This is a genomic window from Enterococcus ratti (assembly GCF_001886195.1).
Classification (GTDB): Bacteria; Bacillota; Bacilli; order Lactobacillales; family Enterococcaceae; genus Enterococcus_B; species Enterococcus_B ratti.
The window spans coordinates 1-24,153 of record NZ_JXLB01000019.1; the positions used below are offsets into that span (position 1 = coordinate 1).

General features: G+C 36.4%; 23 protein-coding genes and 1 pseudogene. 1 reads left to right on the forward strand and 23 read right to left on the reverse strand.

What is annotated here, in order from left to right; all coding sequences use genetic code 11:
- The 16 genes and pseudogenes from RV14_RS13060 to purC all read right to left on the reverse strand — a co-directional run.
- A pseudogene (locus RV14_RS13060) lies at nt 1-66 on the reverse strand (biotin/lipoyl-containing protein); the annotation flags it as partial.
- Between the two features lie 26 nt (nt 67-92).
- Nucleotides 93-1,070: an alpha-ketoacid dehydrogenase subunit beta gene (locus RV14_RS09135; RefSeq protein WP_071855960.1), complete on the reverse strand. Its 978-nt coding sequence runs from the start codon at nt 1,068-1,070 to the stop codon at nt 93-95.
- Nucleotides 1,071-1,072: 2 nt separating this feature from the next.
- Complete coding sequence (gene pdhA / locus RV14_RS09140; protein ID WP_071855961.1) at nt 1,073-2,182, reverse strand: pyruvate dehydrogenase (acetyl-transferring) E1 component subunit alpha; 1,110 nt, start codon at nt 2,180-2,182, stop codon at nt 1,073-1,075.
- A gap of 451 nt (nt 2,183-2,633) precedes the next feature.
- Nucleotides 2,634-4,058, reverse strand: coding sequence for an aminotransferase-like domain-containing protein (locus RV14_RS09145; RefSeq protein ID WP_071855962.1), 1,425 nt, complete (start codon nt 4,056-4,058; stop codon nt 2,634-2,636).
- A gap of 126 nt (nt 4,059-4,184) precedes the next feature.
- Nucleotides 4,185-5,162 (reverse strand): GMP reductase, encoded by a 978-nt coding sequence (guaC, locus tag RV14_RS09150; protein WP_071855963.1) that lies wholly within the window; start codon nt 5,160-5,162, stop codon nt 4,185-4,187.
- Between the two features lie 195 nt (nt 5,163-5,357).
- Nucleotides 5,358-5,897, reverse strand: a complete 540-nt coding sequence (locus RV14_RS09155; protein WP_071855964.1) for a hypothetical protein — start codon at nt 5,895-5,897, stop codon at nt 5,358-5,360.
- Between the two features lie 97 nt (nt 5,898-5,994).
- Nucleotides 5,995-6,909, reverse strand: a complete 915-nt coding sequence (locus RV14_RS09160) for an aldo/keto reductase (RefSeq protein ID WP_071855965.1) — start codon at nt 6,907-6,909, stop codon at nt 5,995-5,997.
- Between the two features lie 114 nt (nt 6,910-7,023).
- Nucleotides 7,024-8,298, reverse strand: coding sequence for a phosphoribosylamine--glycine ligase (gene purD, locus RV14_RS09165; RefSeq protein ID WP_071855966.1), 1,275 nt, complete (start codon nt 8,296-8,298; stop codon nt 7,024-7,026).
- Between the two features lie 23 nt (nt 8,299-8,321).
- The gene (gene purH / locus RV14_RS09170) at nt 8,322-9,857 is read right to left on the reverse strand and encodes a bifunctional phosphoribosylaminoimidazolecarboxamide formyltransferase/IMP cyclohydrolase (protein WP_071855967.1); all 1,536 of its coding nucleotides are present in this window, start codon (nt 9,855-9,857) and stop codon (nt 8,322-8,324) included.
- The gene (gene purN / locus RV14_RS09175) at nt 9,850-10,440 is read right to left on the reverse strand and encodes a phosphoribosylglycinamide formyltransferase (RefSeq protein WP_071855968.1); all 591 of its coding nucleotides are present in this window, start codon (nt 10,438-10,440) and stop codon (nt 9,850-9,852) included. Before purN ends, purH begins: the two co-directional genes overlap by 8 nt.
- Entirely contained in the window at nt 10,437-11,480 is a 1,044-nt protein-coding gene (gene purM, locus RV14_RS09180; RefSeq protein ID WP_071855969.1) for a phosphoribosylformylglycinamidine cyclo-ligase, read from the reverse strand. The genes purN and purM overlap by 4 nt, the downstream gene beginning before the upstream one ends.
- A gap of 1 nt (nt 11,481) precedes the next feature.
- Nucleotides 11,482-12,939 (reverse strand): amidophosphoribosyltransferase, encoded by a 1,458-nt coding sequence (purF, locus tag RV14_RS09185; RefSeq protein WP_071855970.1) that lies wholly within the window; start codon nt 12,937-12,939, stop codon nt 11,482-11,484.
- A complete protein-coding gene (purL, locus tag RV14_RS09190; RefSeq protein ID WP_071855971.1) occupies nt 12,924-15,146 on the reverse strand; it encodes a phosphoribosylformylglycinamidine synthase subunit PurL in 2,223 nt (740 codons plus the stop codon). The genes purF and purL overlap by 16 nt, the downstream gene beginning before the upstream one ends.
- On the reverse strand, nt 15,147-15,821 hold the full coding sequence (purQ, locus tag RV14_RS09195; RefSeq protein WP_071855972.1) for a phosphoribosylformylglycinamidine synthase subunit PurQ: 675 nt from the start codon (nt 15,819-15,821) through the stop codon (nt 15,147-15,149).
- A gap of 1 nt (nt 15,822) precedes the next feature.
- Entirely contained in the window at nt 15,823-16,077 is a 255-nt protein-coding gene (gene purS, locus RV14_RS09200) for a phosphoribosylformylglycinamidine synthase subunit PurS (protein WP_071855995.1), read from the reverse strand.
- A 14-nt stretch (nt 16,078-16,091) separates the two neighbouring features.
- Nucleotides 16,092-16,808, reverse strand: a complete 717-nt coding sequence (gene purC, locus RV14_RS09205) for a phosphoribosylaminoimidazolesuccinocarboxamide synthase (RefSeq protein ID WP_071855973.1) — start codon at nt 16,806-16,808, stop codon at nt 16,092-16,094.
- Between the two features lie 249 nt (nt 16,809-17,057).
- On the opposite strand from purC, the gene RV14_RS09210 reads away from it, so the two are divergent.
- Complete coding sequence (locus tag RV14_RS09210; RefSeq protein WP_071855974.1) at nt 17,058-17,432, forward strand: hypothetical protein; 375 nt, start codon at nt 17,058-17,060, stop codon at nt 17,430-17,432.
- 518 nt (nt 17,433-17,950) lie between these two features.
- Here the strand turns inward: RV14_RS09210 and RV14_RS09215 are convergent.
- The 7 genes from RV14_RS09215 to RV14_RS09245 form a co-directional block, all read right to left on the reverse strand.
- Nucleotides 17,951-18,487, reverse strand: a complete 537-nt coding sequence (locus RV14_RS09215; protein WP_071855975.1) for a hypothetical protein — start codon at nt 18,485-18,487, stop codon at nt 17,951-17,953.
- A gap of 349 nt (nt 18,488-18,836) precedes the next feature.
- On the reverse strand, nt 18,837-19,112 hold the full coding sequence (locus tag RV14_RS09220; protein ID WP_167359851.1) for a LytTR family DNA-binding domain-containing protein: 276 nt from the start codon (nt 19,110-19,112) through the stop codon (nt 18,837-18,839).
- 23 nt (nt 19,113-19,135) lie between these two features.
- Nucleotides 19,136-19,564, reverse strand: coding sequence for a response regulator (locus RV14_RS09225; protein ID WP_071855977.1), 429 nt, complete (start codon nt 19,562-19,564; stop codon nt 19,136-19,138).
- A gap of 194 nt (nt 19,565-19,758) precedes the next feature.
- The gene (gene purB, locus RV14_RS09230; protein ID WP_071855978.1) at nt 19,759-21,066 is read right to left on the reverse strand and encodes an adenylosuccinate lyase; all 1,308 of its coding nucleotides are present in this window, start codon (nt 21,064-21,066) and stop codon (nt 19,759-19,761) included.
- Between the two features lie 13 nt (nt 21,067-21,079).
- A complete protein-coding gene (gene purK / locus RV14_RS09235; protein WP_084650354.1) occupies nt 21,080-22,204 on the reverse strand; it encodes a 5-(carboxyamino)imidazole ribonucleotide synthase in 1,125 nt (374 codons plus the stop codon).
- The gene (purE, locus tag RV14_RS09240) at nt 22,197-22,685 is read right to left on the reverse strand and encodes a 5-(carboxyamino)imidazole ribonucleotide mutase (protein WP_071855996.1); all 489 of its coding nucleotides are present in this window, start codon (nt 22,683-22,685) and stop codon (nt 22,197-22,199) included. Before purE ends, purK begins: the two co-directional genes overlap by 8 nt.
- A 155-nt stretch (nt 22,686-22,840) precedes the next feature.
- Entirely contained in the window at nt 22,841-24,151 is a 1,311-nt protein-coding gene (locus tag RV14_RS09245) for a nucleobase:cation symporter-2 family protein (protein WP_071855980.1), read from the reverse strand.
- Nucleotides 24,152-24,153: the final 2 nt, after the last annotated feature.

Below are 24,153 nucleotides of genomic sequence, written 5' to 3' on the forward strand. Positions count from 1 at the left end.
CCATTTAACAATTTCACCTTCGGCGATCCCTTCGCCAATATCAGGTAATTTAAATTGGTATGCCATGATTTACTTACGTCCCTTCTTGTTTCTTAGAATTCTGCGATTTCTTTAACCTTTGCTTCAATATCCGTCGCATTTGGCAACCAAATATTTTCAGCTTGTCCAAATGGAAAAACAGTATCCGGCGCTGCAACACGTCCGATTGGCGCTTCTAATGAAAGAATCGCACGCTCTGAGATTTCAGAAATCACTTGTGCACTTACTCCGGCTTGTCGTTGCGCTTCTTGAACAACAACGACACGTCCTGTTTTCTCAACTGATTGAATGATTGTTTCCACATCAAGCGGCGCAACCGTTCTTAAATCAATAATTTCTACTGAAATATTTTCTTTTGCAAGATTATCTGCTGCCTTAATTGCTTCTCGAACCATCGCACCGTAAGTAATAACTGAGACGTCCGAACCTTCACGAGTAACTGCTGCTTTATCTAACGGTACTTCATAAGCTTCATCTGGAACTTCTTCACGAAATGATCGATATAATTTCATATGTTCTAAGAATACAACCGGATCGTTGCTTCGGATAGATGAAATGAGCAGACCTTTGGCATCATAAGGATTAGACGGAATCACTACTCGAATCCCCGGAGATTGAGCGATTAATCCTTCAAGGTTATCTGAGTGAAGCTCTGGAGTGTGAACTCCTCCACCAAATGGCGAGCGAATCGTAATCGGTAAATTTCTTGTACCACCCATGCGATATCTTGTACGCGCCATTTGTGCCACGACTTCATCCATGGCTTCAAAAATAAAACCAAAGAATTGGATTTCAGGAACTGGACGAAACCCTTCAAGTGCTAAGCCAAAACCAAGTCCGGCAATCCCAGATTCTGCTAAAGGAGTGTCGAAAACTCGTTCTTCACCAAATTTTTCTTGCAATCCTTCTGTTGCACGAAATACTCCGCCGTTTTTCCCAACATCCTCACCAAAAACGATCACATTTTCATCATTTTCTAGTTCCAGTGCTAAGGCATCTGTGATTGCTTGAATCATTGTTTTTTGTGCCATGATTATTTCGACTCCTTCGCTTCATAAATTGCAATTTGTTCTTTGATTGTTTGAGGTGCAACTTCAAACATGTTTTTTAAGAAATTAGAGACTTTCTGTTTTGGAATTTTATCTGCTTCAGCAATCGCAACTTTGATTTCTTCTTTTGTTTGTTCAATTACTTGTTCTTCTTTTTCTTGTGACCATAATCCTTTTTCTGTTAAATATTTACGGAAACGGATTAATGGATCTTTTTCCTGCCATTCATCATCAGTTTCTTTTGAACGATAACGCGTTGGGTCGTCTCCTGATAAGGTATGCGGACCGTAACGATAAGTCAATGTTTCGATCAACACTGGGCCATTCCCGTTAATTGCCCAGTCACGTGCCATCTTAGATACAGTATAAACTGCCAATGGATCCATTCCATCTACTTGAATCCCAGGAATTCCAGCCGCTACTGCTTTTTGTGCTAAAGTTTTAGCAGCTGTTTGCTTTTCACGAGGTGTAGAAATCGCAAATCCGTTATTTTGAATATAGAACACTGCATTGGCATGATAAGCGCCGGCAAAGTTGATTGCTTCGTAAAAATCACCTTGAGAAGAACCACCGTCTCCCGTATAAGTAAACACAACGTTTTTCTTATTTCTTTTTTTCAAACCTAAGGCAACGCCAGCTGCTTGAATGTATTGCGCGCCGATAATAATTTGAGGTGGTAGAGCTTTCAATTCTTCTGGATAAAAATTACCTGCGACATGACCGCGAGACCATAGAAAAGCTTGAGATAAAGGCAACCCATGTTTTACTAGTTGCGGCACGTCACGATAGCCAGGAAGCAAAACATCTTCTTTTTCAAAAGCAAATACACTAGCAAGTTGACTCGCTTCTTGTCCAGCCGTTGGCGCAAAAAAGCCAAGACGTCCTTGACGATTCAAAGCAGTTGAACGCTGATCCAACACACGAGACCACACCATATTTGTCATTAATTCTACTAATTGTTCATCTGATAAATCAGGAACAAGCTTTTTGTTTACTACTTTACCATCTTGATCAAGTGCCTGATACACTGGAAAATCTGAATTGACTTCATCTAACAACGCATGAAAATCGATTGGTAAATTCTTTTTTGCCATTTGTCACACATTCCTCTCTTGTTTATAAGAAAATCTCATCATTCTGCGATTGGAACAGCGATTCAAACTGTATCACTATTCAACCGTCTTCTACTATAAATTATCACTTATTCTTTAGAAATACAAGTTAAAAATACAAAATCCCCTAATTTAAAAAAATTCTAATAATCCTTATATTTTAAAGAAATAGTGAACTCAATCACAACATAGAAAGCGGTTTACATTTTTTATATAAAAATGATTGTTTTTTTTAGCCTGACTCACCTGCTGTTACTGTTGTCGAAGCTTAGTGTTATACCATTTACAAGTATTTATCTCAAGGTTTTATAAGTGATCGTGAAAGGCCTTACAAAACACCTTACTTTAATTTACTACTATATGGTTGCTTTTTTCAACTAAAAAGCAACAACTGAAAGTTTTCTCAATTGTTGCTTTTTCTCACCAATCTTTTTTATCTTAATTGCTCTGATAAATACGCCATTTTAGATTTAAAAAAAGGCAGCTGTTTTTCGTTAATGCGACTGAAATTGATTCTAAATCCATTGATCTCTTCACCAAATAAAAAGCTTGGAGCAATCCCCAGCCCTGCTTCAAGCAACTCTTCAGCTATAGACTTCGTTAATTTTTTTCCTTTCCACGTAATCCACGCATAGTAGCCTCCATAAATTGGAGATAGCTCAAAAAATTGTTGTTCCTTTGCCCAATTCGTAAGTACGACGCTTTTTTGGAATAACTCTTTTCTCACAAGGTTTATCTTCGCTTCGTAGCTTTCTTCAAAAACGTTCGCAGCGAAAATTTGAGGAAGCACGCTCATTGAAAATTCCATCATTTCCTGAGCTTTTGCTAATTGGTCGATAAAAGAATGTAATCCTACGATCCAGCCTATTTTTGTTGTTTTACCTAACACTCTAGATAACGAGCCGACATACAATACATTTTCCGGATCTATGGAATGAAGGGAGGAAACTTTTTGGGGAGTAAATGATTGAAAAGATAGATCACTAAACACATCATCTTCGATAATCGGCAATTGGTATTTTCGGCAAAGTTCCACTAACTCCTTTCGGCGTTTTTGGGACATAACATTTCCTGTTGGGTTTTGAAAATTAGGGTTGACGAGGACTGCTTTTAATTTATTTTTACGAACAGATGCCTCAAGCTTGTTTAAATCAATACCCTCAACATCCATTGGAATACCGTATAATCGGATTCCCGTTGCTCGAAATAATGCTAAACGGTAAAAAAACGAAGGTGTTTCTACAGCAATTGCATCGCCGCTAGATAAAATAGTCTGTAAAATAAGAAAAATGGCTTGTTGCCCGCCGCCAGTCACCAACAATTCCGTCTCAGAAAAATTGAAATGAAATTTGTCCATTAAATATTTTTTTATCTTTTCAATTAAAGGAAGATATCCTAATAAGGTCATTTGTTGTTCCTCTTTAAGGATTTCCGTCATTGAATAAGCTGGAAACAAAATATTCGGCAATAATTCTGTTGACATTTCACTAGAAAATAAGTCAAGAAAATAAGGTTGATTTTTCCTTTTAGCTACTCGTTTTTCATAGTCGTCATCTAGTGGTTCATAGCGTTGCGAAAATAATTCACGCCAATTGACTCTCGGAACTAAAAATCTTCCCCATTGCGTCTGATTCACATAACGTCCACTTCCCTGACGACTAATAATTATTCCAAGATCACGTAATTCATCTAACGCCCGCACCACTGTGGTTCGATTAGTTTGAAAGACTTTTGCAAGCTGTCTTTCTGATGGCAAAGGATCCCCAGGTGCCAAGCGACCTTTTTCAATATTTTTCATGACTTGTTCCATTATTTGACGATAAACCGATCCTTGCTTTTTATCAATGATTTTCCACATATTCTTCTCCATCTTTTTATTTTCTCATTCACTGTTTATTTTATAAGAAGAGAGCAAAAAAAGAAAAGAGCAAAACCAATGTGTCTTTTTTCATGCATACACGTTGTCTTTGCTCTTAATTGAGTATTAAATAATATCTCCATTAAAAATGGAGTTTTTAACAATCACATAATTTACTTTTCGAATTGCTTCAATGTCTTTTCCACCAGCATAAGAGATGGAAGACTGCAAATCTTGCTGCATTTCAATCAACGTATCTTTTAAAGAACCTTTATACTGAATCCAAATTTTCTTTCCTTCCACGTTTTTCTTCTCACCTTTTTGAAATTCTGAAGCAGAACCAAAATATTCTTTGTAAACCACGCCATTTTCAACCATCGTTTCGCCCGGTGACTCTTCATGTCCAGCAAAAAGCGAACCAATCATTACCATTGTCGCACCAAAACGAAGAGATTTTGCAATGTCTCCATGCGTACGAATGCCACCATCAGCAATAATGGGCTTTCTAGCAGCTTGTGCACACCATCTTAAAGCGGCAAGCTGCCATCCGCCAGTACCAAATCCTGTTTTAATTTTTGTAATACATACTTTTCCGGGTCCAATGCCAACTTTCGTGGCATCGGCACCAGCATTTTCCAATTCACGAACGGCTTCTGGCGTTCCCACATTCCCTGCAATAACAAACGTTTTTGGTAAATATTTCTTAATATGTTGGATCATCTTAATCACAGCATTTGAATGACCATGGGCAATATCAATTGTAATGTATTCGGGAACTAACTCTTTTTTAGCTAGCGCTTCAATAAATAAATATTCTTCTTTCTTTACACCCACACTGATCGAAGCAATTAAATTCTGGGCTTTCATTTTTTTCACAAACGGAATTCTCGCTGCTTCTTCAAAGCGATGCATAATATAAAAATACCCGTTTTCGGCTAAAAACTGGGCAATGGATTCATCAATGATCGTTTGCATATTTGCAGGTACTACAGGCATTTTAAAAGTATGTTTTCCTAAGGTAACGGTAGTATCACACTCTGAACGGCTGTTTACAATACATTTATTAGGTATTAATTGAATATCTTCGTAATCAAACACTTTCATGGACATGATCCTCCTAATGTTCGAGTAAAACACGAACATTTTTCACTTTTTAAGTACTTATTTTTAGCACCTTATGTAATTTAACGTATTTATAATAAAAAATCAAGAATAAAAAACAAAAAAATCGAGCCCCGCATTATTTTCTCTCGTTAAACGTTCAGCAAAAAATAATTACGCAGCTCTCTCATTTTTCTATCAATTTCTGTCTTGCCTTTTTACTGTATTTTTATTTAACTCTTTTGCAGAACTTTTTTCTTTTCCCATATTATCAAAAAAGTGTTTCGATGTCGCTTCAAAAATAATTTTTTGTATTTTTCGTGGTTGATTACTTAATTCGCTTGAACGAGTACCTTTATCTGTCGCTCTTAGTTGTTCTTGGCTCAAATTTTCGACTGTTTGAAGAGCCGATAATTGTTTTGGTCCATAATATTCATTACTTAATTTCGCTAACTGCTCATTAATTTGTTGATTGTTAGGATTTAACGAATGTAAAGCGACTAAGACATAAACTTTGTCCATCACAAGTTGATTGTATTTTTCTATTTTTGGAATTTCACTTAAATTTTTTGTTCCGTTAGCCGCCACATATTCAATTCGCTTTTTTTGATTATTCAGTTCTTGGTCTATTGCTTTATTTTGCTCCATTAATCGCTTAAATTCTTGTGTACCATTTGATTGATCAAATGTTTTTCCTTTACTAATTAATTGTTTGATTATTTTATTCATCTCTTCCATAATACTCCAATACTCCCCATTTCTTAAATTCTTTTCCTAATATCATATGTACAATAGCTATCAAACAAACCATTAACGCATTTTTGATTCAAAACGGTTAAGGTAAAATATTTCCCGCTTCACGATAAAGTTCATACCAATCCTCACGACTTATGATAATTTCTGATGCTTGAGCGATTTCCTTGATACGGTTAACGTTCATTGTACCGGCAATCACTTGAATGTTCGCTGGATGACGCAAAATCCACGCAGAAGCCAAGCCAGTCGGAGTCGTCTGGTATTTTTTAGCCAACTCTTTTAACTTTTGATTCAAATTGGGAAATTTTTCATTTCCAATAAATACCCCTTCAAAAAAACCATATTGATAAGGCGACCATGCTTGGATCGTCATTTCATGTAAACGCGAGTAATCTAATATACTGCCATCATGATCAATACTGGCTTCATCCGTCATGTTTACGTGAATCCCTTGATCAATCATTTCGGAATGTTTTAATCCAAATTGAAGTTGATTAATTAGCAAAGGCTGTCTCACATATTTTTTCAACAACTCGATTTGCATTGGTTTTTGGTTACTTACACCAAAATAACGTACTTTTCCTGACTTTTCTAACTCATCAAATGCTTCAGCAACTTCGGCAGGTTCGACTAATGCATCTGGACGATGCAACAATAACGCATCCACATGCTCCATTTTCAAACGACGTAAACTTCCTTCTACCGATTCAATGATATGCTTTTTAGAAAAGTCAAACATTACACCAGGAACGATCCCACATTTCGTCTGAATAAAAAGATCCTCTCTTTTTAATGAAGTTTTTTCCAATGCACTTGAAAAGATTTCTTCACATTCTCCGTCACCATATATATCCGCATGATCAAAAAAATTAATTCCGTTATCAAAAGCTGTTTCAATGACTTTCACTGGGTTTTCTGCTCCATTGATCCTCATACAACCAAGAATCACTGACGCGACCATTTGAGTTGTAGTGCCTAATTGAATTTTTTTCATTAAAAGCATTCCTTTCTTTTCCATTAGATTTTAACACATTTGGTTTGAAAAAGAATTAAAAAAGAGTACAATATTTTTTCCATATTAAAGAAAAAAATGTTGCACTCTTTATTTTCAATGATCTTCAGCAAGTCCTTTCATCGCTTTTCCTCCAATATCTTTTCGATAAAAGGTTTGCACAGTATTTTTTGTTTGCAATACACCATAGACTTTTTCTCTAGCTTCTTCAAGCGTTCTACCAAACGCTTCAACTAAATAGATTCTACCACCATCTCCTACTAAATTTCCATTGTTTTCTTTGACTCCTGCATAATACACCGTAACCTCTTCTTCTAAAAATTCTGGTAAACGCATCCCCGTTAAATACTTATCCGGATAACCTTCAGCAGCTACAACCACCCCCACATGGTACCCTTCCTTTTCCCAAGTCAATTCCACCGCTTTATTTTCCAATAAGTCAGAGATCACTTGTGCAAAATCACTTTTCAATCGAGGTAAAATCACTTGCGTTTCAGGATCACCAAATCTTGCATTAAATTCAATTACTTTTGGACCATCAGCAGTCGCAATTAATCCTGCATATAAAACCCCAGTAAAGGAGCGATTCATTTCAACCATTCCTTTTGCTACAGGTTCTAATATTTGTTTTACTCCTATTTCAACAATCTTCTCAGAGATTTGCGGCACCGGCGAATAAGCCCCCATTCCACCTGTATTAGGTCCTTTATCGCCATCATACACGCACTTATGGTCTTGAGAGATGACCATTGGATAAACAGCAGTTCCATTGACAAATGCTAACAATGAAAACTCTTCTCCTGCTAAAAACTCTTCAATCACAATCATCCGACCACTTTTTCCAAAGCGATCCTTTTCAAGCATATCATAGGCAGCTTTTAGTGCTTCTTCTAACGTCTTAGCTACAACCACACCTTTACCAGCAGCTAAACCATCAGCTTTTATGACAATCGGTGCACCTTTTGTTTCAATGTATTGTTTTGCTTTAGAATAGTCGGTAAAAGTTTTAGATTCTGCAGTGGGAATATGGAAACGCTCCATCAATTCTTTGGCAAAACTTTTAGAACCTTCAATCAACGCTGCAACTTTCGTCGGGCCAAATATTTTCAACCCTGCTTTTTTAAAATCATCCACAATTCCATTTAACAGAGGAATTTCCGGTCCTACAAAAGTCCAAGTAATAGCCATTTTTTTCGCAAAGTCAATCAATTCTTGATGATCGGTTTCTTTGATATCAACTAATTGAATCCCATCTTTTTTCATTCCAGGATTTCCCGGAGCACAATAAATCTTTTCAACAATTGGACTTTGACTTAACTTTTTTCCAATGGCGTGTTCACGTCCACCCGCACCTATAATCAATAGATTCATTCGTTACATCCTCTCATCTACTTTTAATGTTTAAAATGTCGAACATTTGTAAAGACCATCGCTACCCCATATTTATTTGCCATATCAATAGAAGTTTGATCCTTGATACTTCCTCCCGGTTGGATAATCGCTTTAATACCATGCTTGGCAGCATATTCGACTGAATCATCCATTGGAAAATAAGCATCACTTGCTAAAACAGCTTCGTTTGCTTTTTCTCCAGCTTGTTCAATCGCAATTTTTACGGAGCCCACACGATTCATTTGACCTGCACCAATACCTAAGGTTTGATATTGATTACTTAAAACAATTGCGTTTGATTTTACATGTTTAACAGCTTTCCACGCAAAAGTCAACGCAGCCATTTCCTCTGCAGTCGGTTGGCGCTCTGTTACTACTTGCCATTTATTTTCGTCTTCCATCGAAGTATCTTGTTGTTGAACAAGTACTCCCCCTAATACTGACACAATATCCTCTGATGGCTGCTTAAGCAATGAAGAAAAGTCAACTGTCAGTAAGCGAAGATTGTTCTTAGTCTTCAACACTTCAAGACTTTCTGATGAATAAGATGGCGCAATAATAATTTCTAGGAAAAGATTGTGCATTTCTTTTGCCGTCGCTAAATCTACTTCACGATTCAACACAATAATTCCCCCAAAAATTGAAACCGGATCTGCCTCATACGCAGCTTGCCAAGCAGCAAAAATTGTCTCAGCAGAGCCAATTCCACAAGGATTCATGTGTTTAAGAGCAACGACAGTTGGTTTTTGATATTCTTTCATAACCCTTAAAGCAGCATCTGCATCACGAATATTATTAAAAGATAATTCTTTCCCATGAAGCTGTTTTGCTTGAGCAATGGAATAACTTTCTGGCAGCGCCGCTTGATAAAAAGCCGCTTGTTGATGACTGTTTTCTCCATAACGTAATGCTTGCTTGCGTTCATAAGTAAGCGTTAATTTTTCCGGTTTTTCTTCTTTGACTTGTTCTGTTAAATATTGAGCAATCAACGCATCATAAGCAGCTGTATGACGAAACACTTTTGCAGCTAATTTTCGTCTAGTTTCAAGAGAAGTAGCTCCTTGCTCTTTCAGTTCTTCTAACACAAGCGTGTAGTCTTTGGGATCAACGATAGCTGTAACAAACTCGTGATTTTTAGCTGCACTGCGCAACATGCTAGGACCACCTATATCAATATTTTCAATCGCCTCTTTTTCACCCACGTCAGATTTCATGATAGTTTTCTTAAATGGATATAAATTCACACAAACAAAGTCAATCGGCAAAATGTTCAAAGAGTTCATAGCCTCCCTATGACTTGCAAGTTCACGACAAGCTAATAGTCCACCATGGATTTTTGGATGAAGTGTTTTTACACGACCATCCATCATTTCAGGAAACCCAGTAATTTCTTCAATCGCAACGGTTGAAATTCCTGCTTCATCCAATACTTTTTTGGTTCCCCCGGTAGAAATGATTTCAACACCCATGCTCAGTAAACCTTTAGCAAAAGTCACTATTCCTTTTTTATCTGATACGCTTAACAATGCCCTAGTCATGTTTTATCCCTCCACTATTCATTTCTTCAATGATTTTTTCGATTACTTTTGGATAAGATTGATGTTCAATTTGATGAATTTTAGCTTCTAAGCTTTCTAAAGTTTCTTCTTTTGATAAAGTAATTTTTTCTTGATAGATGATTGGACCTGTATCCACACCCTTATCAATATAATGAATGGTTATACCCGTCTTCGTTACTTGCGCTTTAAAAGCATCACGAATGCCATGCAATCCCGGAAATGCCGGTAAAAGTGAAGGGTGAATATTGATGATTTTTGATTCATATGCCTCTAGTAAAGTCGCACCCACGATACGCATATATCCTGCTAAAACAACTAAATCAATTTCTTTATCCATCAAAATTTCTAAAATTTTTTCTTCGTATTTCTTTTTTGAAGGGAATTCTTTTGGAGAAAACGAATGAAATGGTATACCTAACCTTTGTGCTCGCTGTAACACAAAGGCATTTGGTTGATCGCAAAAAAGCCATTCAATGGTAGCTAACTGATTTTTCTTAAGAAAATACTCAACTAAGGCTTGAAAATTGCTACCATTCCCTGAAGCAAATACAGCAATCTTCATTTTTGACCCTCTAAAAATAACACTCGTTCTTTTTCTGCAGGTATAACTTTCCCAATTTGATAAACAACTTCTCCTTGTGCCTGAATTTCCCTCATGATCTTTTCCACTTGAGAAGCAGAGACTGCTAAAACCATCCCAATTCCCATATTAAAAATTTCAAACATTTCTTTTTCAGGTATTTCACCTAATCGTTGCAAACAATCAAAGATAGGTAAAATAGGCCAAGAACCTAATTGAACAAGAGCCGAAAACTCTTTTGGTAACATTCGCGGAATATTTTCTACAAAACCACCACCCGTGATATGCGCTGCTCCTTTGACCTTGCTTTTCCTTATTAATGGAAGTACAGAAGAAGTATAAATCTTTGTTGGTTTTAATAATTCCGTACCCAACGGTTCAAAAAGCCCCTCTACCGTATCAGAAAGTTTGTATCCGTGTTTTTCAAAGAAAATTTTTCGAACCAGAGAATAACCATTTGAGTGAATACCGTTAGAAGGCAACCCTAAAAGTACATCTCCTGTTTTTATGGTACTTCCTGTGATCAATTGTGATTTTTCAGCAATTCCTACAGCAAAACCAGCTAGATCATAGTCATTTTCTGAATACATTCCCGGCATCTCAGCCGTTTCTCCGCCAATTAATGCCATTTTCGCCTCTACACAGCCTGTCGCAACCCCAGCTACGACTTTTTCTAGTTTTTGCGGCTCGTTTTTTCCAGTCGCTAAATAATCTAAAAAATACAACGGCTCTGCTCCTTGAGCTAAGATGTCATTGACGCACATCGCTACGCAATCAATCCCGATCGTATCATGTCGGTCGGCTTCAATAGCAATCAACAATTTTGTTCCTACTCCATCAGTACCTGAAACTAAAACGGGCTCTTTTAATTTAAAAGAACTTAAATCAAAACAACCACCAAAACCACCTAAAGCACCCATTACTCCTAAACGTTCGGTTTTTTTTACATGCTTTTTAATGCGTTCTACCACTTCATACCCTGCATTTACATTGACACCAGCATTCGTGTAGGCATTTCCCATCTTATTTGCTTCCTCCTTTATTAAAAAAAGATACTTTTTCTTTCAGCGATGCACGATATTTTTCTTCATAATCGTATAAAGACGTTGGATAATCTCCATTGAAATAAGCCATACATAATCCAGAGTAAGGTGCATCTTCGTTTAACCCAATCGCATCAATTAATCCTTCTTCACTTAAAAATTCCAAAGAATCTGCTTCGATACATTGTCGAATTTCTTCCACACTATGGTTGGCTGCAATCAATTCTTTTCTTGTTTGAATGTCAATTCCATAAAAACAAGGATATTTTAACGGCGGAGAAGCAATCCGAACATGTACTTCTTTGGCACCTGCTTCTTTTAGCAAACGAACAATTCTACGGCTTGTGGTTCCTCTAACAATTGAATCATCCACCATCACAATTTTTTTTCCTTCCACGACGCCACGTACAGCCGAAAGTTTCATCCTTACCCCTTGTTCTCTCAACGCTGGCGTTGGTTGAATAAAAGTTCTTGCAATGTATTGATTTTTTACCAAACCAATTTCATAAGGAATACCACTTGTTTCTGCATAACCGCTAGCTGCTGAAAGTGACGAATTAGGCACCCCCACTACCATATCCGCCTCAACGGGAGCTTCTTTTGCTAGATTTCTTCCCATATTTTTACGAGCAGTATGCACGTTGACACCAGCAATATTGGAATCCGGTCGAGCAAAATAGATGTATTCCATTGAACATATTGCGAGTTGAGTTTCTTTTGTATAGGTATCAATCGTGTAGCCCGAATCATCGATAACAATTACTTCACCAGGTCGAACATCACGAATAAAGTGCGCCCCGATTACTTCTAAGGCACAAGTTTCTGAAGCAATAACGTAAGCACCATTTTTCATTTGTCCAATGGCAAGCGGGCGAAACCCATTGGGATCAAGAGCAGCAATCATCACATTTTCCGTAAGTAAAAGATAAGCAAAACCGCCTTTGACTTCATTAAGCGCTTCTTTTAATTTCTCTAGCAGTGTTGCTTTTTCGCTTCTTCGAATTAGGTGCATCAAAATTTCTGTATCAGAATTAGAATGAAAAATCGCCCCTTCTTTTTCTAACGATTTTCTAAGCGAACGCGCATTCGTTAAATTGCCATTGTGAGCTAATCCAATCGACTGATCATAAAACTTAAACAAAAAAGGTTGAATATTATCGACACTTCCATTTCCAGCAGTCGCATAACGGACATGGCCAATCGCTGCCTGACCAGATAATGCGGTTAGCTTTCTTTGATCTTTGAAGACTTCCGAAAGAAGTCCTAAATCCCGATAGCCTGATAATTTTCCGTGATTATTTGAAACAATTCCAGCCCCTTCTTGTCCTCGATGCTGCAAGCTGTGCAAGCCAAAATAAGTCACACTTGAGGCATCTTGATGTCCCCAAACTCCAAATATTCCACATTCTTCGTTTAGACTTCTCACTTCATAAGACATTCGATGGCTTCCTCCCAGCTTTTTTTAGCAGTAGAAACATCTAAATGAATCTTTCCATCAGTTGCTTGAATGTTAATTTCATTATTTGGCATTACTTGACCAATCTGTTTCATATTTTTTCCAAACATCTCTTCAAACTTTTCCTGAACATCTGAGTGAATAGTCAAAATAAATCTTGATTGTGTTTCAGAAAAAAGCTGTGCTGTTGTTAGCGGCACTGTCACCGACAGCCCTAATTGTTTGCCAAATGCCGCTTCAGCAAGAGCTACTGCTAAGCCACCTTCTGAGCAATCATGTGCACTAGTAACCATACCTGTTTTAATAGCTGTCAAAAGACTTTCTTGGTTTTGTTTTTCTGTTAATAAATCAAAATGCGCCAAGTCTCCTTCAATTTTTCCTAATTGCATTTTTTGCAACTCACTTCCATTGAAATCATCGTAAGTTTCACCAAGAAGATAAATTAACTCACCGACGGCTTTAAACGATTGAGTCGTAATATGCTGCGAATCTTCAATCAATCCTACCATGCCAATCATCGGTGTCGGATAAATAGCTTGACCGTCTGTTTCGTTATATAAAGAAACATTTCCTGAGATAATAGGAGTCGCAAACATCTCGCACGCTTTAGCAATTCCATTTGCCGATTTTTCAAGTTCCCAAAATACTTCGGGTTTATCAGGAGAGCCATAGTTTAAACAGTCCGTTATTGCCAATGGCTGTCCGCCGCTAGCAACAATATTTCTAGCTGCTTCAGCCACTGCAATTTGACCGCCAATCTCAGGATTTAAATAGATGTAGCGCGCATTGCAATCTGTTGTAACTGCAATCGCTTTTTTCGTCCCTCGAATCCGTAAAACAGCTGCGTCACTTCCGGGAGTCACCACCGTATTCGTTTGAACTTGTGAATCATACATTTCATAAATCGAACGTTTGGAAGCAATTGTCGGCTGTCTCAATAAATCTAACAACACTTGATTGGCATCTTCAATCACTGGCTGGAATTGTTCTAATTGCTTAAATCGTTTTATACGTGCAGGTTCTTGCGAAGCTTTTACGTACACGGGCGCATTTTCTGCTAAAGCATCCACTGGCAAATTCGCCACTTCTTCACCACGATGATACAGCCGATACAAGCCATCATCTGTTACTTCTCCTATAGTTACAGCATCTAAATCATATTTTTTAAATAATTCTTTTACTTTTTCTTCTGAACCGGCTTTCACACAAAGCAACATCCGTTCTTGTGATTCTGAAAGCATCATTTCATAAGGCGTCATATGACTTTCTCGCTGTGGAACATCATCTAAAGTAAGAATTAAACCAGCTCCAGCTTTAGAAGCCATTTCCGAACTAGAAGAAACTAAGCCGGCGGCACCCATATCTTGGATACCAATCAAGATATCTGCATGTTTTAAAATCAATTCTAAGCATGCTTCAAGCAACAGCTTTTCCATAAACGGATCACCTACTTGAACAGCCGAACGTTGCTGATCTTCTTCTTGATTAAATTCTTCCGAAGCAAAAGTTGCACCGTGAATGCCGTCACGACCAGTTTTTGCACCAACATACATAATAGAATTTCCTACACCAGAAGCTTGTCCTTTTTGAATATCTTTATGATCAATCAAGCCAATACACATTGCGTTAACTAAGGGATTTCCTTCATAGCACGCATCAAAAGCTACTTCTCCGCCGACTGTCGGAATTCCAATACAATTTCCATAGCCAGAAATACCTGCCACGACTTCTTCTACTAAGTATTTCGTACGCGGCTTGTCCAGTTCACCAAAACGCAAAGAATCTAATAAAGCAATTGGTCGCGCGCCCATACTAAAAATATCTCGAATAATACCACCGACTCCCGTTGCCGCTCCTTCATAAGGTTCAACAGCCGAAGGATGATTGTGGCTTTCAGCTTTAAAAACAACTGCTTGACCGTCACCAATATCGACAATCCCTGCACCTTCTCCCGGTCCCTGAAGAACGTGTGAACCGCTCGTTGGAAATTTACGTAAAATCAGTTTAGAATTTTTGTACGAACAATGCTCGCTCCACATGACAGAAAACAATCCTGTCTCTGTGTAGTTTGGCATTCTTCCTAAAATATCTTCTTCAATCATTCGATATTCTTCATCAGTTAATCCCCACTGCGAATAGATTTTTTTTTCTTTGATCTCTAATGGACTAGGTTCATTCAACGTTTTCATCTAAACAATCACCTTTTCAAAATTTTTTAGCATGGATGCAAAAAAACGTTTGCCATCTTCTGAACCAAGCAAAGCTTCCATTGCTCGTTCTGGGTGAGGCATCATTCCCATGACATTTCCCGCTTTATTAGTGATTCCAGCAATATTAGCGACACTACCATTAATATTTTCATTTGCATAAGTAAATACAATTTGGTTGTTGGCTTTTAACCCTTGCAACGTTTGTTCATCACAAAAATAATTACCTTCCCCGTGGGCAACAGGTAAATGGATGATTTCATCCACCTCATATTCAGAAGTAAAAGCAGTTTGATTATTTACTTTCAAAGCAACTGTTTTACAAATAAAACGCAAAGATTCATTTCTTCTTAACACACCGGGAAGAAGACCTGCTTCTGTGAGAATTTGAAATCCATTACACGTACCAAATACTGGTTTTCCTTCCTTTGCAAAACGAATTACTTCTTTCATAATCGAGGAAAAACGAGCAATCGCTCCACAACGCAAATAATCCCCATAAGAAAAACCTCCTGGAAGTAAGACACCGTCATAACCTTTTAAAGATGTTTCACCACAATGAACATAACTGGCTTCAACACCCATGATTTCACGAATCGCCCATAACATATCTGCATCACAGTTTGAACCGGGAAAGACAATGACTGCAAATTTCATATTACACTTCCTCCAATTGTTCAATTTCATAACGATAAGTTTCCATATTGACATTTGCTAATAATTTATCGCAAATGGCTTCGATTGTTTCTGCTACTGCTTCTTCTTTTGCGGCAACTTGAATCTCAAAATATTTTCCAACACGAATTTCCGTTATCACTTCATATCCTAATCGATGGACCGCATTCTTCACGGCTTCACCTTGAGGATCTAATACTGAATCTTTATAGGTAACGTAAACTTTTGCAATATACATTTTACTTTCTCCTTTCATAAACCGAGTTGGTTTAAACGCGTTAATACTTCCTGATAAACAGGTACAATCTCACCAATTTTTCTTCGATAAACATCTTTGTCCATATGCGCACGAGTCTTTAAATCCCATAATCGACAAGTATCAGGAGAAATTTCATCTCCTAACAAAAGGTCGCCATTTTCTGTTTTTCCAAATTCTAACTTAAAATCAATTAACTGCAAGTTAATTTTTTGAAACAAATCGATCAATACTTGATTGATTTTTCTTGCCTGTTCTTTTAGTTCATTTATTTCTTTTTCATTGGCAATATTTAGAAAAAGAATATGTTCTTCATTAATAAAAGGATCATTTAACTGATCTTTTTTGTAGTAAAATTCTACAATTGGTTCTGGTAATTTTTGTCCTTCTACAATACCCAAGCGTTTTGAAAAACTTCCAGCAGCGCTATTTCTTACCACTACTTCTAGTGGAATAATATCTAACTTTTTCACTAATTGTTCGGTTTTACCTAATTGACGAATAAAATGACTCATTATTCCTTGTTCGGATAAATAATGGAAAATTTTGCTTGTGATTTGATTATTCAATGTCCCTTTCCCACTGATCTGATCTTTCATTCCACCATTCAAAGCAGTCGCTTGATCAAGATACTCTATCCAAATTAAATTTTCATCTGAAGTATGAAACATCTTTTTCGCCTTTCCTTCATACAGCAAATTTTTCTTTTCCATTTTTACATCTCCTAAAATTCTTTATATTCATCATTAATAATTTTTTTTCGTTCGTTTTTTCACTTTAAATTTTAACAAGACTTTTTCAATCAATCAACAAAAATATGTACATTAACTATATTAAAATTATCTAATGTTCGGTTTTATCATAAATTATTGAAGAAATTCCTTAATAAGCGTTTACAATTATTGCAAAGAATGATATAGTGTAAAAAAGCCATCTGGATATTTATTCAAGGAGGTCGTTAAATGGAAGAGACGGTTATCTGTGCTAAACGTTTTTTGATGAGTCTGTCACAAGAAGAAATCAGCTGTTTATACAATGATTTATTGTCAATTAAAGATGTTTATTTATGTAATAAAGATACATGCTTTTACACCTTTCGAAAACTTTGGCGCATAGTAAGACACCACACCGAATGCCGTAAACGGACATTTACATATCAAGCCTCTCCTACACATCAGCTAGTGATCAGTCAGATCCATGAACAAAAATTGTTTAAAAACCATTATCGTATTCAAGTCACTTACAATAAGAAAGAATTTGGCTATGATTTTATTGAGGCGCTGCTTTGTTTGCTTCACTCTTGGCATTTTAATTCTTCTGATCACGCGCTTATTTAATAAAAACCTCATCTACCTAAGCTATCACCTGAAAGTTAGTTAATTAGTCTAACTTAGGTTGCTATAAGTAGATGAGGTTTTATACATTTAGATACTTATTCTCCAATCAAAAAAAGAAAACTTTCTTATGTAAAGGCTATTGTTTTTTTGTCGTGTGTTCGCAAACCAAAAAACATAGTTAATTTACTTTGATTTTCTAATTGTAAATAAGCTTTTGTCGTCTCTGCCCCCTTTTTAGAATATGAATTGTCTTTTTAATACTTAAGTTATTTTTTTAATTTTTTCTCCTCCATCTATCTAATTCATCACCTGAAAGAAAACTGGCAAATATACGAGAGATTCTAAACTCACTATTTGATCCAAAAAAGGTTACTTTATAAATTTATAGATTTTACATCAAATGAGCGGGAAAAACAGGCGTAGCATAGTTATTCATTACATAAGCCGTCATTTTTCCATAATCATTTCAGATCGACCATCCTCGTCATTCTTTTTTGTCTGAAAAGGACCGTTCATGATTAATTAGGACAACCAAAAAGACTTTCAGAAGAAATTTTAGCATAACCATTAAGCGTTTCGTGCCATAAATCATCTGTTGTCTTCAAATGATATTCTAAATAAGAAACCTTTTCTTTACGCACATCACTTGGCAAACTAAAATCAAAAAACAAAGGTGCTTCATCCCAAGTACCATTAATAGTTTTATTAGTAATAGTTATTTTTTCTCCTGTATTCATTACTGCTAAGATCTTATACGTTGATTTATGTCCTCCCGGATTCAATCCTACTACATAGGACTCCACGTGAAATTTATCGGTCGTTGTATCATATGTCACTTTAGGCTTACGATACCATTGCCACCCTTCAACTTCTAGTTCAATGATTGATCTTAAAGAGCTTCTATTTATGATAGAATTATCCAAATGAGTAGTCGCATGAGCCGTTGGATTAAATAGATATAGCCCTGCACTTATTAATAATGATAATGTTAGTATTTGTTTTTTTTCATTTATTACACCTCTTTTATTTTTATTTACGTATAGAAAATTATGCACAACACTTTCTATACTTTTATTATGACATAAACAAAAAAAGAAAAAGTATCTTTCTCCTTAACTTTTGTTTCTTTCATGTCAAACTCAATTAAATCATCCATACACTAAATAATTAACACGACATAGCCAATCGATTAAGTTATTTTATCATTGAAAATAAAGCATAGAAATTCATTCAATCTTTTCTAACGCCAAAAAATAAAAGAAATTAGTATTTTTGATCCCATAATAATGAAAATCTTTTATTCTGTATAAGGATCGTTGAACAACTAGAGTTCTTTCTTATTACGTGTCTTCTATTTTTTAATACCGATCATTTTTTTTTGCAGCTATCCGCATTTCTTATACGCTAAACGAACTTTGTCAATGATTTTTTTCCTACAAATAGTTCTTCTCCAGTTTTAAAAGTGATTGATTCCCTCACTCGCTCCACTTGTTTTATATTCAATAAGTTAATAATTAATGATTTAAAGTTTTTACAAAAATAGAGTTCCGGGAGTTCTTCTTTAAGTGTTGAAAAATTTTTTCTAACAAGGATTTCCCCAGTTTCAGTATGTATATTGATAAAATTTCTTTTGTGTTTACATGTTTCTATGTAATTAATAGCTGAATAATTTAAATTCAAGATATTTCCTCTTGATTCTATTACTAGATTGTCCAAATGCTGTTTTTTTCAAATTTCATACTAAAAATCATTTCAAAAACCTGTTCTATTTTTGGGCGTACAGAAGAAAAAGTTGCCAGATCTTTTTTCAAATAAGCGATGGGATGAATGCGTTTGTTAATTATCTCAGCTGCCGATACTTCAATACTCGTCAAAAATAAAATAGCACATTTTTTATTTATTTTTCGTATCGTTTCACTCACTTCTATACCATTATATTTATCATTTAATTCAATATCTATAATAAAAATATCTCCATCAGAAATACCGATTCGATGAAAATAATGTAAATTAGTTATCTCTTTAACTTGTACCTGTACTGCTAGTTTTTTTAAACTAGCTAAACAAATTTCCCTAATAATACGTCTATGGAACAAGTTACTGTCGATTAAGTAAATAGTTTGTTGAATCATTAAAAACCTTCTTTCCGTATTTTTTTATTTGACGTGTTTGAAACAAAGGATATTCTCCAATGACAGCAAAATGAATAGAACATCCTTTATAATTTAATCATATCAAATCTGTAGTTTTTTTGTGAACCCTTAAATAAAAAAAAGACAATCATCAGAAAAAATCTGTTGGTTGTCTTTTTTTCACTATTATTAAGTTAATCTACTGATTCAAAGAGTCCGACACGCTCAAAAATAGCATCAACGTTTTTTAAATGGTGGTGATAATCAAAGGCGTCGTCGATCTCTTCCTTTGACAATACGGAAGTGATCGCTAGATCCTTTTCAAGTAAAGGCCTAAATGCTACTTGATGATCCCATGCGTAAGCAGTTTTTGGTTGAACAAGATCATAAGCTTCTTCTCTTGTCATTCCTTTATCAATCAATTTAAGCATTACACGCTGACTGTAAATCAAACCAAATGTAGCTTCCATATTTCGTTTCATATTCTCAGGAAACACCGTCAAATCTTTTACAATATTTCCAAAGCGGTTCAACATGTAATCTAAAAGGATAGTCGTATCAGGTAAAATAATCCGCTCAGCAGATGAATGAGAGATATCTCTTTCATGCCACAACGAAACATTTTCATAAGCAGTAATCATGTGCCCTCTTATCACACGAGCAAGACCGGCCATATTCTCTGAACCAATTGGATTTCTCTTATGCGGCATGGCAGAAGATCCTTTTTGACCCTTTGCAAAGAATTCTTCTACTTCTCGAGTTTCTGATTTTTGTAAACTGCGAATTTCTGTTGCAAATCGTTCGATACTCGTCGCAATTAACGCCATCGTCGCAAAATACTCCGCATGCAAATCACGCGGCAATACTTGCGTTGAAATTTCTTGTGGGCGAATTCCTAGCTTTGTACAAACATATTCTTCAACAAATGGTGGAATATTTGCAAATGTTCCAACTGCTCCAGAAATTTTCCCTGCTTCTACTCCCTTTGCTGCATGTTCAAAACGTTTAAGGTTACGTTTCATTTCTGAGTACCAAGTCGCTAATTTCAAGCCAAAAGTAGTCGGCTCAGCATGTACACCATGCGTTCTGCCCATCATAACCGTATATTTATGCTCTTTTGCCTTGTCACCAATAATTTCCGTAAAACGTTTCAAATCTTCTCGTAAAATATCGTTTGCTTGTTTAATTAAATAGCCGTAAGCTGTATCTACCACATCAGTACTTGTTAAGCCATAATGAACCCATTTACGCTCTTCTCCTAATGTTTCAGATACGGCACGAGTAAATGCCACCACATCATGCCGCGTTGATTTTTCAATTTCTAAAATTCGCTCAATATCAAAAGACGCATTTTCACGAATTTTTTTTACTTCTTCTTTTGGAATCTCTCCTAATTCGGCCCAAGCTTCATCTGCCAAAATTTCCACTTCTAACCAAGCTTGATACTTATTTTGTTCTGTCCAGATTTCACCCATTTCAGGTCGTGTATACCGTTTTAACATCAACTGCTCTCCTTTAATCCCAAATATTGGTTTTCTTTATTTCCTCTAAAGCTTGCTGGACATTTTCAGTTACAATGGTAATATGTCCCATTTTTCGCCCTTTTTTTGCTTGAGTTTTCCCATAAAAATGAAACTGCCACTCTGTTTTTTTATCAATTAAATGATAACTTTCTAAAAGCTGTTCGCCTAGTACATTAACCATCACCGCGTTACTTAATAACCGCACTTTTTTACTTAACGGCCAGCCACATATTCCACGAATATGTGCATCAAATTGACTCATCGTACAAGCCTCAATGGAATAATGACCAGAATTATGAGGACGTGGTGCTAATTCATTGACATATAAGCCACCAGCTTTTGTCAAAAACATTTCAACACATAAAACGCCGGATAAATTCATCCCTTTAGCTATTACGCGTGCAATTCGTTCTGCTTCTTCTGTAACCTCTGATGCAATCGAAGCAGGCGCAATCGTTTCATGTAAAATATTGTTGCGATGGATATTTTCTACAACAGGAAACGTACTATAATCTCCTTGTCCATTTCCAGCCACAAGGATAGAGATTTCTTTTTCAAAAGGAATCCATGCTTCCAATACACAAGTACCTTCTCTTAATAAGTCCATTGCAGGCGCAAGGTCTGCTCGACTTTTCAATACATATTGTCCCTTTCCATCATATCCTCCTCGCGTCGTTTTTAATACACAAGGATAACCAATCCCATCAATAGCATCTTGAATGTCAGTAGGACTAACGATGGTTGCATAAGGAGCAATCACAATATTATTCGTTTCTAAAAAAGACTTCTCTAAAAGACGATCCTGTGTAATTGCCAGTAAATCAGTTCCTTGAGGAATAAAAGACATGGGTAAAATAGCATTTAATGCTTCCACACTAACATTTTCAAATTCGTAAGTGATGACATCCGTGCGTCTGGCCAGCTCTTCCAAAGCAAAGGTATCATCATACGTCCCTTGAATGAACCAATCGGCTACTTGCGCAGCTGGACAGTTTACTGTAGGATCAAGAACTCCTACTTTAAAGCCCATTTCTTTTGCACTGATTGCCATCATCTGTCCCAATTGTCCGCCACCCACAATTCCGATCGTTGATCCCGGTAACAAAGGTTTAACCAAGTTGATCACTACTTTCTATCACAGTTTCTGCTAACTTCGCACGTCTTCTTGCTAGTTTAGCTTCCAACTTCAAATCATACATGGAAAGCATCTCCACCGCAAGTAGTCCAGCATTTATTGCTCCAGCTTTTCCGATCGCAGTTGTCGCTACTGGCACCCCGCCTGGCATTTGAACAATTGAAAGCAACGAATCTAACCCGTTTAATGTTCGTGTTTGAACGGGTACACCGATTACCGGTAACGTCGTCTGTGAAGCAACCATCCCCGGCAAATGCGCCGCTCCTCCTGCTCCTGCAACAATCACTTTTATTCCTTTTTCTCGTGCACTTTTTGCATACTGAAACATTAAATCAGGCGTTCGGTGAGCTGAAATAACTCTCTTTTCATAAGGAACAGCGAACTCTTCTAATATTTCACATGTATTCTTCATTGTTTCCCAATCAGATGTACTCCCCATAATCACAGAAACCTTTGACATTATTGTTCTCCTCTCTTCTTTTTTACATTCATATTTTAGCAATCCGTTTTTTTGATGTCAAAGAAATTTCGAATATTAATAGTTTTTTATAAATTAATGTTCGCTTATTTATGATAAAAAATAGGAGAGCAGATATGAATCTGTTTCTCCTATTTTTATCATTCTTTTATTAACGCTGCTTTGATGATCTCTTCATCTTTTTTTAATCCATTAAAAACAAGATTCAAAATAATAGCAGTTACACTACTCATGACAATTCCGTTTCCAGTAAACATCTGAACTGTTTGAGGCAACTGATTAAACAAAGTCGGTACAATATTAAAGCCTAAGCCAAATCCAATTGATACAGCTGTAATCAAAAGATTTTTATCATTTGTAAAATCAACGTCCATCAACATACGAATCCCTTGAACGGCCACCATGCCAAACATGATTAACATCCCGCCGCCTAACACAGGTTCTGGAATGATTTGCGCTAATGCACCAACTTTAGGGAATAAACCTAGAATAATTAAAAAAGCAGCTGAAAAATAAATTGGTTTTCTTGTTTTAATTCCTGAAAGCTGAACCAAACCAACATTTTGGGAAAAACCAGTATACGGAAACGTATTGAAAATTCCTCCTAAAATTACCGCTAATCCTTCGGCACGGTATCCTTTTTTCAATTCTTCTTCGCCGACTTTTTTACCAGTAATATCTCCCAAAGCAAAATACACACCTGTTGATTCCACCATGCTTACAATAGAAATAATGATCATTAATAAGATGGACCAAATATCAAATGTCGGTTTTCCAAAATAAAAAGGCTGCGGTACATGAAAGAAAGGCGCTTGTCCGATCGTACTTAAATCAATCCTCCCCATAACAGCGGCCAAAATACTTCCTCCTACTAATCCGATTAGTACGGCAATGGAACGAATAAAACCTTTTACAAACATTTGTACGCTAACAATTAAGGCAATGGTTACAAAAGCTAATAATAAACTCGTCTTATCGCCAAAGTTAGCTGCCGAGGCATTCCCACCGCCCATCTTTTCAATTGCAACAGGAATCAAAGTCAAACCAATTACCGTAATCACTGTTCCAGTAACAATAGGTGGAAACAATCGCTTGATTTTTGAGAAAAAACCTGAAACTAGGACAACAAAAAGTCCTGAAGCCATCACTGAGCCGTAAATGGCGCCTACTCCTTCATTGCTACCGATCAAAATCAAAGGAGCAACGGCTTGAATGGCACAGCCTAATACTACGGGTAAGCCGATTCCAAAAAAACGATTGACTATTAATTGTAAAAACGTTGCTAATCCGCACATAAAAATATCAATCGAAATAAGATAAGTCATTTGTTCTTGATTAAACCCTAATCCTGTTCCGATCAATAAAGGAACGGCTACTGCTCCAGCATACATCGCTAATAAATGCTGAAGCCCTAATATGGCCGCTTTTCCACTTTGCGTTTTTCTTTCCACAA

Bases quoted from the DNA above. Each gene is read 5' to 3' on its own strand.
- RV14_RS09225 (WP_071855977.1), bottom strand. From the start codon at position 19,564: ATGATTCAACAAACTATTTACTTAATCGACAGTAACTTGTTCCATAGA.
- purD (WP_071855966.1), bottom strand. From the start codon at position 8,298: ATGAATCTATTGATTATAGGTGCGGGTGGACGTGAACACGCCATTGGA.
- RV14_RS09155 (WP_071855964.1), bottom strand. From the start codon at position 5,897: ATGGAAGAGATGAATAAAATAATCAAACAATTAATTAGTAAAGGAAAA.
- purS (WP_071855995.1), bottom strand. From the start codon at position 16,077: ATGTATATTGCAAAAGTTTACGTTACCTATAAAGATTCAGTATTAGAT.
- RV14_RS09145 (WP_071855962.1), bottom strand. From the start codon at position 4,058: ATGTGGAAAATCATTGATAAAAAGCAAGGATCGGTTTATCGTCAAATA.
- purM (WP_071855969.1), bottom strand. From the start codon at position 11,480: ATGGGAAATGCCTACACGAATGCTGGTGTCAATGTAAATGCAGGGTAT.
- purN (WP_071855968.1), bottom strand. From the start codon at position 10,440: ATGAAGATTGCTGTATTTGCTTCAGGGAATGGTAGCAATTTTCAAGCC.
- purQ (WP_071855972.1), bottom strand. From the start codon at position 15,821: ATGAAATTTGCAGTCATTGTCTTTCCCGGTTCAAACTGTGATGCAGAT.
- purL (WP_071855971.1), bottom strand. From the start codon at position 15,146: ATGAAAACGTTGAATGAACCTAGTCCATTAGAGATCAAAGAAAAAAAA.
- guaC (WP_071855963.1), bottom strand. From the start codon at position 5,162: ATGAAAGTGTTTGATTACGAAGATATTCAATTAATACCTAATAAATGT.
- RV14_RS09210 (WP_071855974.1), top strand. From the start codon at position 17,058: ATGGAAGAGACGGTTATCTGTGCTAAACGTTTTTTGATGAGTCTGTCA.
- RV14_RS09135 (WP_071855960.1), bottom strand. From the start codon at position 1,070: ATGGCACAAAAAACAATGATTCAAGCAATCACAGATGCCTTAGCACTG.
- purH (WP_071855967.1), bottom strand. From the start codon at position 9,857: ATGACTAGGGCATTGTTAAGCGTATCAGATAAAAAAGGAATAGTGACT.
- purB (WP_071855978.1), bottom strand. From the start codon at position 21,066: ATGTTAAAACGGTATACACGACCTGAAATGGGTGAAATCTGGACAGAA.
- pdhA (WP_071855961.1), bottom strand. From the start codon at position 2,182: ATGGCAAAAAAGAATTTACCAATCGATTTTCATGCGTTGTTAGATGAA.
- purC (WP_071855973.1), bottom strand. From the start codon at position 16,808: ATGGAAAAGAAAAATTTGCTGTATGAAGGAAAGGCGAAAAAGATGTTT.
- RV14_RS09160 (WP_071855965.1), bottom strand. From the start codon at position 6,909: ATGAAAAAAATTCAATTAGGCACTACAACTCAAATGGTCGCGTCAGTG.
- purF (WP_071855970.1), bottom strand. From the start codon at position 12,939: ATGTCTTATGAAGTGAGAAGTCTAAACGAAGAATGTGGAATATTTGGA.